At 72.7% G+C, this 12,125-nt stretch carries 11 protein-coding genes; 5 read left to right on the forward strand and 6 right to left on the reverse strand.

From position 1 onward, the window contains the following. Positions 1–285 precede the first annotated feature (285 nt). From AB7J25_RS27765 to AB7J25_RS27780, 4 genes are all read left to right on the forward strand, one after another. Complete coding sequence (locus AB7J25_RS27765) at positions 286–996, forward strand: nucleotidyltransferase family protein (protein WP_428513800.1); 711 nt, start codon at positions 286–288, stop codon at positions 994–996. After that, complete coding sequence (locus tag AB7J25_RS27770) at positions 993–2,168, forward strand: DegT/DnrJ/EryC1/StrS family aminotransferase (protein WP_428513802.1); 1,176 nt, start codon at positions 993–995, stop codon at positions 2,166–2,168. The genes AB7J25_RS27765 and AB7J25_RS27770 overlap by 4 nt, the downstream gene beginning before the upstream one ends. 12 nt (positions 2,169–2,180) lie before the next feature. Beyond that, a complete protein-coding gene (locus AB7J25_RS27775) occupies positions 2,181–3,200 on the forward strand; it encodes an NAD-dependent epimerase/dehydratase family protein (RefSeq protein ID WP_428513804.1) in 1,020 nt (339 codons plus the stop codon). A gap of 169 nt (positions 3,201–3,369) precedes the next feature. After that, entirely contained in the window at positions 3,370–4,461 is a 1,092-nt protein-coding gene (locus tag AB7J25_RS27780; protein ID WP_428513820.1) for a GNAT family N-acetyltransferase, read from the forward strand. Positions 4,462–4,521: 60 nt separating this feature from the next. Here AB7J25_RS27780 and AB7J25_RS27785 read toward each other — a convergent pair whose 3' ends face one another. Genes AB7J25_RS27785 through AB7J25_RS27800 form a run of 4 tightly spaced genes read right to left on the reverse strand, consistent with a single transcriptional unit; the run spans position 4,522 to position 9,879 of the window. Next, positions 4,522–5,520: a GNAT family N-acetyltransferase gene (locus AB7J25_RS27785; RefSeq protein WP_428513806.1), complete on the reverse strand. Its 999-nt coding sequence runs from the start codon at positions 5,518–5,520 to the stop codon at positions 4,522–4,524. Between the two features lie 26 nt (positions 5,521–5,546). Continuing rightward, positions 5,547–6,854 (reverse strand): lipopolysaccharide biosynthesis protein, encoded by a 1,308-nt coding sequence (locus AB7J25_RS27790; RefSeq protein ID WP_428513808.1) that lies wholly within the window; start codon positions 6,852–6,854, stop codon positions 5,547–5,549. 47 nt (positions 6,855–6,901) lie between these two features. After that, on the reverse strand, positions 6,902–8,275 hold the full coding sequence (locus tag AB7J25_RS27795; RefSeq protein WP_428513810.1) for a hypothetical protein: 1,374 nt from the start codon (positions 8,273–8,275) through the stop codon (positions 6,902–6,904). Beyond that, positions 8,272–9,879 carry a PIG-L family deacetylase gene (locus tag AB7J25_RS27800; protein ID WP_428513812.1) on the reverse strand — a complete coding sequence of 536 codons (1,608 nt, stop codon included), beginning with the start codon at positions 9,877–9,879 and terminating at the stop codon, positions 8,272–8,274. Before AB7J25_RS27800 ends, AB7J25_RS27795 begins: the two co-directional genes overlap by 4 nt. 166 nt (positions 9,880–10,045) lie before the next feature. Between AB7J25_RS27800 and AB7J25_RS27805 the strand changes: the two genes are divergently transcribed. Then, a complete protein-coding gene (locus tag AB7J25_RS27805; RefSeq protein ID WP_428513814.1) occupies positions 10,046–11,161 on the forward strand; it encodes a glycosyltransferase in 1,116 nt (371 codons plus the stop codon). On the opposite strand, the gene AB7J25_RS27810 is transcribed toward AB7J25_RS27805, so the two are convergent. Together AB7J25_RS27810 and AB7J25_RS27815 are read right to left on the reverse strand one after the other, a co-directional pair. Beyond that, a complete protein-coding gene (locus AB7J25_RS27810) occupies positions 11,124–11,834 on the reverse strand; it encodes a phosphatase PAP2 family protein (protein ID WP_428513816.1) in 711 nt (236 codons plus the stop codon). The genes AB7J25_RS27805 and AB7J25_RS27810 overlap by 38 nt on opposite strands. Before the next feature lie 10 nt (positions 11,835–11,844). After that, positions 11,845–12,125: hypothetical protein (locus AB7J25_RS27815; RefSeq protein ID WP_428513818.1), on the reverse strand; the 281-nt coding region annotated here is incomplete at its 5' end.

The following is a 12,125-nucleotide window of genomic DNA, read 5'->3' on the forward strand; positions in this document are numbered from 1 at the left end:
TGCAGGCCGACCACCCGCAGTACCGCGAGTTCGCACCCGCGGACCTGCCGGGCGTGCGCACCGTCCTCGACGGCCGGGCGGTCCTCGATCCGGACCGGTGGCCGGGGGTCACGGTGGTGCGCCTGGGTGGTGGCGAAGCCACCCGGGCCCGCATCGGAACAGACGCAGGAATCATCCCGCGGGGGAGCGGGAGCGCGTCCGGAAATGACCGGGAAGCGGCGCGTGGCCGTTTTCCGGGCGAGGGGATCCAAGAGCCGGGAAATCCCTCCCGGTCGGGAGGATTAAATGGCTGAACTCACTGCCGTCATTCAGGCGGGCGGGCGGGGAACCCGGCTCAGCCCGTACTCGACGGTATTGCCGAAGGCCCTGATGCCGATCGACGAGCAGACGGTGATCGACAAGCTGCTCGACATGTTCAGCGAGGCCGGTGTGAAACGCGTCTTCATCACCGTCAGCAAGTTCGGCCCGCTGATCCGCAGCTACTGCGGTGACGGCAGCCGGTGGGGCCTGGAGATCGAGTACATCACCGAGGACGAGCCGCTGGGCACGATCGGCCCGCTCAACGCGCTGCGCGACCGCCTGGTCGAGCCGTTCTTCGTGTCGAACTCCGACGTGTACTCGGACGTGGCGCTCGGCGACGTCGTGGATGAGCACGAGCGCAGCGGTGCGCCGCTGACGGTCGTCGTCACCCACCAGGACGTGAAGATCGCCTATGGCGTGCTGGACCACGCGGACGGCCGGGTCACCACCTTTCGCGAGAAGCCGACCGAGCACTTCTCGGTCAGCACCGGCATCTACCTCATGGATCCGTCGATCTTCGACCACATCCCGCCCTCGGGGCCGTTCAACTTCGACGACCTGATGCGCGTGATGCTGGAGCGCGAGGCGCCGGTGCACGTCTACGAGCACGGCGGCGTGTGGGTCGACATCGGGCGGATCGAGGACCTGCGCAAGGCCCAGGAGCGGGCGGCCTCGTCGCTGCCCGCGGCGGAGTGAGCGCCCCCGCCGTCGGACGGGCGACGGGGGTGCTCCCGCTCATCGAGCTGGGCACCCCGGTGCTGGGCGAGCCGGAGAAGGCCGCGCTCGCCGAGGTGATCGACTCGGGCTGGCTCACGATGGGCGAGCGCGTGCGCCGCTTCGAGCGTGAGTTCGCCACCCTGCATGGTGTGGAGGACGCCGTCGCCGTCGGCTCGGCCACGGCGGCCCTGCTGCTCGCGCTCGCGGCCCACGACATCGGCCCGGGCGACGAGGTGCTGGTGCCGTCGATGAGCTTCGTGGCGACCGCGAGCGTCGTGTACCACGTCGGGGCCACCCCGGTGTTCGTCGACGTCGAGGCGCCGGACCGCCCGCACCTCTCCCTCGCCGACGCCCGCGCCCGCCTCACCGCACGCACCCGCGCGGTGATCGTCATGCACTTCGGCGGCTACGCGATGGACGTCCCGGCCTGGCGCGAGTTCGCCGACGAGCACGGCCTCGTGCTGGTCGAGGACGCCGCGCACGTCGCCGGGCTGGCCGGGCACACCGGCGTCGCGAGCCACGCGGCAGCGTTCAGCTTCTTCACCAACAAGAACATGACCACCGCCGAGGGCGGCATGGTGATCGTCCCGGACGAGGGGCGCCGCGAGCGGGTCCGGCGGATGCGCTCGCACGGGATGACCACCAGCACGCTGGACCGCGACCGGGGCCGGGCGGTCGGCTACGACGTCGTGGACGTCGGGCACAACTTCCGGATGGACGAGCTGCGGGGCGCGCTCGGCCTCGTTCAGATCGCCCGCCTGCCGGGCTGGAACGACACCCGCCGCGCGCTCACCGCGCACTACCGCGATGTGCTCGCCCGCGAGCTGCCGTCCGTCACGGTGCCGTTCGCACGCGCGCACCCGACCACCGCGCACATCCTGCCCGTGCTGCTGCCGCCGGGCACGGACCGCCGGGCCGTCATGGCGTCCCTGCGGGAGGCGCGCATCCAGTCCTCGATGCACTACCCGCCGATCCACGAGTTCGACGTGTACCGGCGGCGCCACCCGGGGACCGTGCCGCTCACGCTGCCGAACACCGAGGCGTTCGCCGCGGCGGAGCTGACCCTGCCCCTGCATCCCCTGCTGGCGCCGGAGGACGTCGAGCGCGTCGTGCGCACGCTCGCCGAGGCTATGGCCGCCGGTACTTCCTGAGAGGACCACTCCATGACCCCCACCGGCGAGCTCGCCGCGCGGCGCGTACTCGTGATCGGCGGGGCCGGCTACGTCGGCTCCGTGCTGGTCGCCCGGCTCCTGGACGCGGGCGCCCGCGTCCAGGTCCTGGACCAGCTGATCTACGACAACGGCTTCGCGCTGCACCACCTGCTGGACCGTGACGGCGTCACCTTCACCCGCGGCGACCTGCGCGACGAGCGCGTCGTGGCGGCCGCCGCCGCGGGCACCGACGACGTCGTGTTGCTCGCGTCGCTGGTCGGCGACCCGATCTGCGCCAAGTACCCGGACCTCGCCCGGGAGGTCAACGCCGACGGCGCGAAGCGGATCGTCGACGCGCTGGACCGCCTCGGCGTGCGCCGGTTCGTGTTCACCTCGACGTGCAGCAACTACGGCATCCACGACCCGGACTCGCTCGCCGCGGAGACCGCGGAGCTCAACCCGCAGTCCCTCTACGCCCGCACGAAGATCGAGGTGGAACGGCACCTGCTGGCCGCGGCCCCGTCGCTCGACACCTCCGCGACGGTGCTGCGGATCGCGACGGCCTACGGCATGTCGGCGCGCATGCGCTTCGACCTCACCGTCTCGCAGTTCACCCGTGAGCTCGCGGCGGGCGGCGACCTGCTGGTCTACGACGCCGACACGTGGCGCCCGTACTGCCACGTCCGGGACATCGCCAAGGCCGTGATGACGGTGCTCACCGCACCCGAGGAGCGCGTCCGCGCCGAGGTGTTCAACGTCGGCGACAACGGCCAGCAGTTCACCAAGCGGATGATCGTGGACGAGGTGGCCAAGCACCTCACGAGCCCGCAGGTGGCCTACCGCGAGGGTGACACGGACCCCCGCAACTACCGCGTCTCGTTCGACAAGATCGCGCAGCAGCTCGGCTTCCGCGTTGACAACACCGTGCAGACCTACGTGGGCGCGCTCGTCGCGGCCGTGCAGAACGGGATCTTCGACGACGCGGCGGGCAACCCGCGCTACGGCAACCACGAGGTGCGCCACCTCGGATGACCTCCCGGATGACCTCCCGGATACGTCTCGGATCACGTCGCGGATGGCCTCTCGGATGACACAGCCGGCGCGCCGTTCAGGAACCGTTCAGGTGGAGGCGAGAATCCTGCCCGAAGCGGTGGTAACACCCAGTGTGATCGTGTCGACACACCGTCGGGGGGTGCAGAGGATGCGCAACGGTGGCGTGGACGAACGGGTGTCGGACTGCAGCAGGGACGAGGTCGATCCCGGGGCAGGTCGCGAGGAGGGCGAGAGGCGGCGTGCGGGGGACGGTGCCCGCATCGACGCGGCCCACACCCCGTTCGAGCAGCCCTGGTGGCTCGAGGCGGTGGCGCCGGGCCGGTGGGGGCAGGCCGTGGTGGAACGCCAGGGCGAGGTCGTGGCCCGGCTGCCGTACGTGCGCAAGCACAAGCTCGGGCTCACGGTGCTCACCCAGGCGCCGCTCACCCGGTTCGTCGGACCCTGGTTGCGGCCGTCGGAGGGCAAGTACGAGAAGCGGCTCGGGGTCGAGCGTGAGCTCATGGGCGAGTTGATCGAGGCGCTGCCTCCGCACGACGCCTACCGCGGCAACTTCGCGCCCGCCGTCACGAACTGGCTGCCCTTCTACTGGGCGGGCTTCCAGGCCACGGTGCGCTACACCTACCGCATCGACGACCTGAGCGACCCGGACCGGCTGTGGTCCGAGCTCGGCGGCAACGTCCGCAGCCGGGTCAAGCGGGCGGCCAAGGGCGTGGTCGTCGGCATCGACATGGAGTCCGGGGAGGCGCTGGAGGAGGTGCTGCGGATCAACCGGCGGCTGTTCGAGCGCCAGGGTCTCGGCGTCCCCTTCGACGACGACCTGGGGCGCCGCCTGGACGCCGCGTGCCGCGCCCGCGGGGCGCGCGAGATCGTGACGGCGACGGACGCGCAGGGGCGCGTGCAGTCCGCGCTCTACCTCGTGCGCGACGCCACGACCACGTACGTGCTCTACGGCGGCACCGACCCGGAGTTCCGCTCCAGCGGCGTCAACAGCCTGGTGGTGTGGGAAGCGATCCGGCTCGCGTGCGAGACGTCGCAGCACTTCGACTTCCTCGGCTCGATGATCGAGCCGGTGGAGCGGGTCAACCGCTCCTTCGGCGCCCGACAGGTGCCCTACTTCTTCGTCACCCGCCAGAACCCGCGGGCGCGGGCGCTGTTCGCGGCGCGCCGCGGCGCTGCGCTCGCCCGCCACGGCGCCGAGCGGGGCCTGGCGGAGCTCCGCCGCCGCGCCCGCGGCGGCTGAGCCCCTCCGACGCCCCGAACGCGCCGTGCGCGGGCCGGAGCGCCGGACTGAACGCGCGGATCAGGTCGGCCGGGTCGGCGTCTCGCGCTGCCACGGCAGGGCCCGCGCCGCCCGCCGCAGGGCCGCGGTGGCGCCGAAGCGCCCGGACATCTCCTGGACGCCACGGTAGACGTAGGCCCCCATCCGACGGGCCCCGTACTGCTGCAGGAAGTAGTAGGGCACCAGCCGCGGCCCCCAACCCGCCTTCGCCGCGGAGATGGACTCCGCGCCGGCGCCGACCAGGTCGAACCCGGCCGCGCCGGCGTCCGTCAGATCCTGGGCGATGTAGTGGTGCAGCTGCTGTGTGGCGCCCGAGGGCAGGTGCTTGGTGCGGGTCGAGATGATCCAGGCCAGCGCCCAGCCGCCCGGGTTGTGCAGCACCACGTACGAGGCGGCGGGCTCGCCCGAGGGTGCGTAGGCGGTGTAGCAGCGGAAGTGCTCGGTGCCCACGAACCGCTGGGCCTCGTCGAGCTGATCCATGGGGAAGTCGAAGTCGAACCCGGAGCGCTCCTGCGTCTCGGTCAGGCAGGCCGAGACGTCGGCGACCGAGTCCGACCGCCGGCACGTGTAGCCCGCCTTCTGCGCCTTCTTGATCCGTGAGCGCACGGACTGGCTGGCCTGCGCGAGGTCGTAGGGGAGGTCCTGCAGGAAGGTGTACTTCACCCCGGCCAGCAACCCGTGCCACGTCCACGGCCGGATGTCGCCGATCTCCGGCACCAGGTTGATCGTGTTGCGCACGCCGTCGGCTGCCATCTGCTCCCCGAGCCGGCTCGCGAGCTCCGTCCACTGCGTGTAGCGGCGGTGCGCGCCCGTGTCGGGTGCGGTCTCGAAGGCGACCGGCAGGTACACGTTGCGGGGCGGCTGCTCGATCCGGCCGCCGCGGCCGCGGTAGAGCACCGCGTCCAGGCGGGGTGTCCCGCCGGCCTGGCCGAGCGATACCCGCTCGGGGCGCAGCTTCCAGCGGCGGCGGTTGTACTCGAGCCACACGTCGAGGAACAGCGGGCTGTGCGACGCGGTCACGATCGAGGGGCTCCCTGAGGTCAAGATCATGCTGGACTTCCCTTGCGACGGTACTCGGCGTCCGCAGCCCGGGCGGCGCGCACGCAGAGCACGTAGAGCAGCAGGTAGCTGAGGACATGGCTGGCCGCGAGCGCCGCGACCGCGACCCACACGGGCGCCCCGAGCACGGCGCAGAGTGCGGGACCCCCGCCGGTGAACACCAGGCGCATGCAGCTCCAGCCCAGGGACTGGCCCTGGCGCTGCAGGTAGAGCAGGAGCCCCGAGACCGGGTTCACGGCGAACTGGAGCAGGTAGGGCAGTGCGAGGAGCTGCGCGTAGAACCCGGCCTCGGACCAGTCCGGGCCGAACACGACGGAGAACAGCCACGGCCCGGACGTCGCGAGCAGGACGGCGGGCGCGAGCCCGATCAGCAGCAGGCGCCGCACAGTGGTGCGGGTCATCGCCGCGACGGTGCCGTCCGGGTTGCGGATGCGTGCGCTGGACTCGCCGGAGAAGACCTGGTCGATGGCCTCCCCGATGACCTGCGCCGGCCCGCTGAACACCCGCACGGTGAGCCCCAGAAGGCCCGCCCGCGCGTCGCCGTAGAAGGCGCTCACGACGAGCAGCGGCACCTCCAGGCCCGCCGAGGTGACGAACGCCGCCGGGGTGGCGAGCAGAGGGAAGCGGCGGAAGCGGACGAGCGCCGCCCGCATCGTGCGCGGGCCCGGCCGGGCCCGCCGCAGCAGCCCTCCGCTGGACAGCAGCCCGCCCAGCGCGCACGCCCGCCCCACACCGAGGCCCAGCAACAGCCCCAGCGGCGTCACCCCGGCCACGCCCAGGCCCACCTGCGTCGTCGCCTGGCCGACGCCCATGAGGAGGTTGCGCCGCGCGAGGGCCCCGTAGCTGCGCTCGCGCACCATCCACTCCGACAGCACCAGGTAGGCGCCCATCACGAACACGGTGAGCGCGACGAGCCACCAGTAGTCGGCCAGCCGCGGGACGCCGAGCAGGCTGCCGATCTGCTCGCCCGCCACCAGCCCGACCCCGGCCGTCACGACGGTCGTGAACGTCACGATCGCCAGCGCCGTCCAGGCCAGGTCGGCGGCGTCCTGGTCGTCGGGTGGGACGGGGATCGCCTGGAACAGCGACACGCTGGAGACGACGCTGATCATCCCCACGACCGAGCTGAACACCGTGAGCAGGCCGAACTCGGCGGGGTCGTAGAGGCGGGTCAGCACCGGGTAGCAGAGGATCACCAGCCCCTGGCCGGCCACGCTGCCCGTCATGATGCGGGCCACACCCCGCGCCATCGGGGACATCTGCAGGTTGTGCAGCCTCTGCGGTATCCGGAGCACCGCTCAGCGCTCCCTGGTGCGGCGGGCCCAGTCTCGGAGCCGGTCCGTCACCGCCGTCCTCGCCGCAGCAGGAGCAGTGTGGCCACACCGGCAGCGGCGGCGACCACCGCACCGATCACCAGGGCGGTCGACATCGCCGATGCCATCCCCGATCCCGGCGCGCCGGGTGCGGCCGCCGTCTCGGTGTTGATCGTCGAGGCGTAGAGCATCGGACGGTCCGTCGGCTCCGCGCAGTCCGGGCAGGTGCTGGCGTCGGCGCCGGGCTCGGGGGTGTTGAAGACCCGGCCCCACGGGTCGCCGGAGCCGATGTCGACCTCACCCGAGTTGCTCACCGTGTACTGCTGACCGCGCAGGACCTGGACCGGATGGTCCAGGGTCCCGGACACCAGCCCCGGCCCGAGGTCAGTGGTGCGGCCCGACGCGCCGGTCTGATCGTTCTCGACGGTGATGACGCCGACGTTCTCGTTGTCGCTCGCCCCGCCCGCCTCGACGAGGACGCCGTCCGCCGCGGCCGTCAGCGTCACGGAGGCGGATTCGTCATCGGGCCAGTTCATGTACGCCCAGCCGTGCGCGACGTTGTCGCCGCCTGCGATCCGGTAGCCGCTCGGCCACCACCCGCCGCGGTCCTTGCCGAGCCGGTACCAGCCGATGTCGCTGCCGAACTCCCACGTCTGTCCGGCGTCGCCGGTCCACATCGTCGTCTCGCGGGGATCGACGCCGTAGACGGCGCCCGTGGCCCTCGGGTCGAGCGTGTTGCGACCGTTCGGGCCCATCTCGGCGAGCCGTGCCACGTCCAGGTTCGGGCTCATGTGGTTGCCGACGGAGTCGCCCCCGCCGTCACCCGGCGAGCTGTCGACGTTGCGCAGGACGAAGGCGTACAGCGTGTCGGCCTTCAGCGCCAACGGCGGGAACTGGACGTACTGCGCCTGGTGGCGGTTGCTCAGGCCGAACTCGCGGCCCGCGCGCTCGTAGGCCACGCACGCGTTCACCTGCTCGGAGGCGAGGACGTCGTCGGTGGGCAGGCCGGTGGCAGGATCGACGGTGACGATGCTGCCCAGCCAGGTGCCGCCGTCGCCCGAGCCGTAGCCGTCCCGACCGCCGACGCACTCGGAGCCCTCGCCGTTCACGGCGAAGTACCAGCGGTCGATCGTGACGTCCTGGGGCAGGACGAACCGGCGGGCGATGCCGTAGTCCGAGCTCGAGAGGTTCATCTGGCCGAGTCCGCCCGCCGGGGAGATCGGGATCGAGGTGACGCTTCCCTGGGGGGTCGAGTCCGCCGGGGCCACCGTCGCCCCGGCCGCGGCCGCAAGGGTGAGCGCCAGGACGCCGACGACGGCGGCCGTGACGGCCGCCCCGGCCAGGTGGCGGAGTCCGGTGCGCGCCCGCCTGGACGCCCGGGCGCCGCGAGCGGAGGCGATCATCGGGGCGCCGCTGTTGTCGACGCCGTCTGCGTGGTCTGCGTGGTCTGGGGCGCTGCCGGCGCGGCGCTCGCGGCGGCGACGGCCGGGCGCGCGATCCGCTCGCGCACCGACACGAACGCCTCGGCCAGCAGGTAGCCCGAGTGCCCGCCGCGGACCCGCGCCAGTGCCTCGATGTAGGAGAAGCTGCGCGGGTGCCGGCCGCCGATCATCTCGGTCGGGTAGCACTCCAGCGCCTTGACCTTGTGGTCCCACACCGGCTCGACGTCGACGAACGTGGTCGGGTTGAAGGTGTAGCCCTCGACCTGCGGGGCCTGGTCGGTCGAGGACGGCGTCTCGAAGGTGAGGAAGCGCTCCACCGTCGCGCCCAGGCGCGTCATCGGCCGCAGGGCCGCGTAGACGGCCTTGAACACCACCTGATGGTCGGTGTTCGCGTCACCGCCGTGGTGGGTGTACACGACCGTCGGGGCGTGCTCGTCGATCGCCGCCTCCACCGCCTTGATGAGGTCGATGAACGGCACGGTCTCCAGCCGCTGGTCCGGGAAGTCGTGGAAGAGCACCCGCGTCACGCCCATCTCCTCGGCGGCGGCCAGCGCGCAGTCGCGGCGCGTGGCGCAGCGGGGGGTCTCCGAGAGCTTCTCCTGCTCGCCCTCGCTCATGATCAGGACCGTGACGTCGCTGCCGGCCTCGGCGTGCAGGGCGAGCGTGCCGCCGACGCCCAGCACCTCGTCGTCGGGGTGGGCGACGACGCACAGCACGCGCGTGCGCATCGGGTCGTCGCGGCGGTACCGCGGCGGCGGCAGTTCCAGGCCCGGGACCGCGCGGGCGCGCTCGACGAGGATCGGTACCCCGTCCCCGCCGAACGTGTGCGCCACCGGGTAGGGCGGGGCGAGCGCGCGCACCAGGTCCACGATCTCCCGCGCCGGCCGCGACCAGTCGATCTCGCCGTCGGCCGGACCGCGGCGGGGCGTGTAGGTGGCTTCGGCGCCCTCCTGGCTGACCCGCGGCGCCGTACCGTCCAGCACCCCGTCGAGGTGCTCGCGCAGCAGCGCGATGGTGGCGTCGTCGGCCTTGCGCAGGACGTCGCCGGAGTAGTCGTCCTCGTCGATCGGGAACGACCGGGTGCCGATGACGTCGCCGGTGTCGATGCCGGCGTCCATGTAGAACATCGTCACGCCGGTCTCGGTGAGCCCGTCCACCATCGCCCAGATCAGCGGCGAGCAGCCCCGGCGCCCGGGCAGGACGGCCGAGTGGAAGCCGATCACGCCGCGCGGCGGGACGTCGAGCAGCGCCTGCGGGATGATCTGGGAGAACCCGACGACGAACACGACGTCCGGGGCCAGCTCGCGGATCTCGTCGACGTGGTCGCGGATGCGCCGGATCTTGCGCAGCACCGGCGGGGCGAGCAGGTCGTCGAACGTGCGGAAGCCCGAGACGCGCGTGCCGACCTCGTCGTCGAGGACGAAGGCACCGGCGAGCTCGACCCCCGGATGCGCCTGGAGAACCTCGACGGTGCGGCGGCCGTCGTCGAGACCGCCGACGAACACGACGCGGCGCGCCCCGGGCCGTGGTGCGGACGCGCCGGCGGCAAACCCTGCAGCGGACATTCGCGGGGTTCCTCCCGACTCCCTGTGACCTGACGGGGACGCCGGCGCGCCCCTCGCCACAGCCCCTGGAACAACCGTACCCGGATGCCGGATGGTGCCGAGGCCGCGTGTACGCGTTGTGACGCCACTGTGAGGAGCGTTCCCCGACCGGGGCATAGTTGGGAGGGTGAGTCAGACCCTGAAGCCGAGGATCCGCCACCTCACGTCCGTGCACCGTGTCGAGGACACCCGCATCCTGCGCCGCGAATGCGCGAGCCTCGTCGAGACGGGCCACGACGTCGCCCTCATCGCGGGGCAGCCGCCGCACGAGCCCGTCGCGGGCGTGCGCATCATCGGCGTCGGCCTGCCGCGCCACCGCATCGACCGCGCCACCCGCGTCGCCTGGCGGGTGTTCCGCGCCGCGCGCCGCGAGCGTGCCGACATCTGTCACTTCCACGATCCCGAGCTGATCTGGGTCGGCATCCTGCTCACCGTGCTCGGCCACAAGGTCGTCTACGACGTCCACGAGGACGTTCCGCTGCAGGTCATGAACAAGTGGTGGATCCCCAAGCCGGCCCGCGGCGCGCTCGCCGCCGGCGTGCGCGTCGCCGAGTGGATCGCCGGGCGGATGTTCTCGGCCATCGTCGCCGCGACGCCGTCGATCGCGGAGAAGTTCCCGCCGGAGAAGACCGTCGTCGTGCAGAACTTCCCGCACGTCGAGATCGCGGAGCGCCCCGAGCCCAAGCCGGTGGAGGAGCGGGCCTACGCCTTCTCCTACGTCGGTGGCCTCAAGGCGGTGCAGGGCGCCCGTGAGATGCCGCAGGTGGTGGCGGCGCTGCCCGGCGGGGCCAAGGCCGTCGTCGCCGGCTGGTTCGACGACGAGGCCGTGGAGCGCGACGCGCGCGCCCACGAGGGTTGGGCCCGCATCGACTACCTCGGCGGGGTGTCCCACGAGCGGGCCATCGAGGCGATCCGCGACTCGGTCTGCGGGATCGTCATCGACCACCCGATCAGCAACTACCTGGACTCCTACTCGACCAAGATGTTCGAGTACATGGCCTGCGGGGTGCCGGTCGTGGCCTCGGACTTCCCGCTGTGGGTGCGGCTGGTCGGGGACGCGGACTGCGGCGTCACGGTCGATCCCATGGACCCGCTCGCCGCCGCCGCGGCCGTCGAGGCCCTGCTCAAGGACCCCGACGAGGCCCGCCGCCTCGGCGCGAACGGCAGGCGCGCCATCAAGGAGCGCTACAACTGGGAGGCCGAGTTCAGGAAGCTGGACGCGCTCTACCCGCGCCTGGTCTGAGCAGGTCCGGCGGATCGGGCGTGCGCCCGGCCCACCGGTCCGCGACGGCGTCGATCGCGAGCGCGGAGCCGAGCACGGCGGCGAGGGCCACGCACGCCCCGCCGATCGCGTCCGTGGCGTAGTGCCAGTTCGCGGCCACCACCAGCACGGCGAACAGGGCCGCCGCCGCGGCCCCGACGGCCAGCACGATCGCGAGCGCGCGGCGCGGGTCCGGTCGCAGCACCAGCACGGCGAGGACGGCGAGCACCAGCGCCGTGGACGTGGCCCCGCCGGTGTGCCCGCTCGGATAGGCGTACTCGCCGCGCAGCGTGCGCCCGATCAGCGGCTTCGTGAACGTGGTCACCAGGCCGGTGATCCCCGGGCCGAGCAGCGCGAGCGCCGCGGCGCGCGGATGCCGCCGCCACAGGCACAGCAGGGCCACGACGACCGCGATCGCGACCACCGCGGCGGGGCTGCCGAGCTCCAGCAGCATCCGCAGGAGCCGACCACGCGGCGTGACGTCGGCGATGACGTCGCGGGCGTGGTCGTCGAACCAGCGGGGGTCCGACCCGCCCGTGTAGCGGGCCGCGAGCACGGTGAACACGGCGAGCGCCACGGCCACCACGGCCAGCGCCCGACCGCGCGCGCCGCGCGGGATCAGCGGGCGGGATGTCGGGATCGGCGGGTGGACCACCCGATCGACGCTACCGATCGGGAGCCCGCCACCGCCGCGCGAACTTCACCAGGCCGCCCAGGAACCCCGCCCCGTAGCCGACGTGCAGGGCGGCGAACACGACCGGCAGCACCGGCAGGTGCCGCCAGCCCTCGCGGGCCGCGATCCGTACGGAGACGCCCAGTGCACCGGCGAGCCAGGCCACGATCCCGGCCAGCCACAGCCGCCGTGCAGTGCGGCTGAACGGGGCGAGCAGCGCCCCGCCGACCAGCCCCGCGACGAACGCGGGCGGGACGAAGTGGCGCGCGCTCA

This window comes from Pseudonocardia sp., from assembly GCF_050246655.1.
Classification (GTDB): Bacteria; Actinomycetota; Actinomycetes; order Mycobacteriales; family Pseudonocardiaceae; genus Pseudonocardia.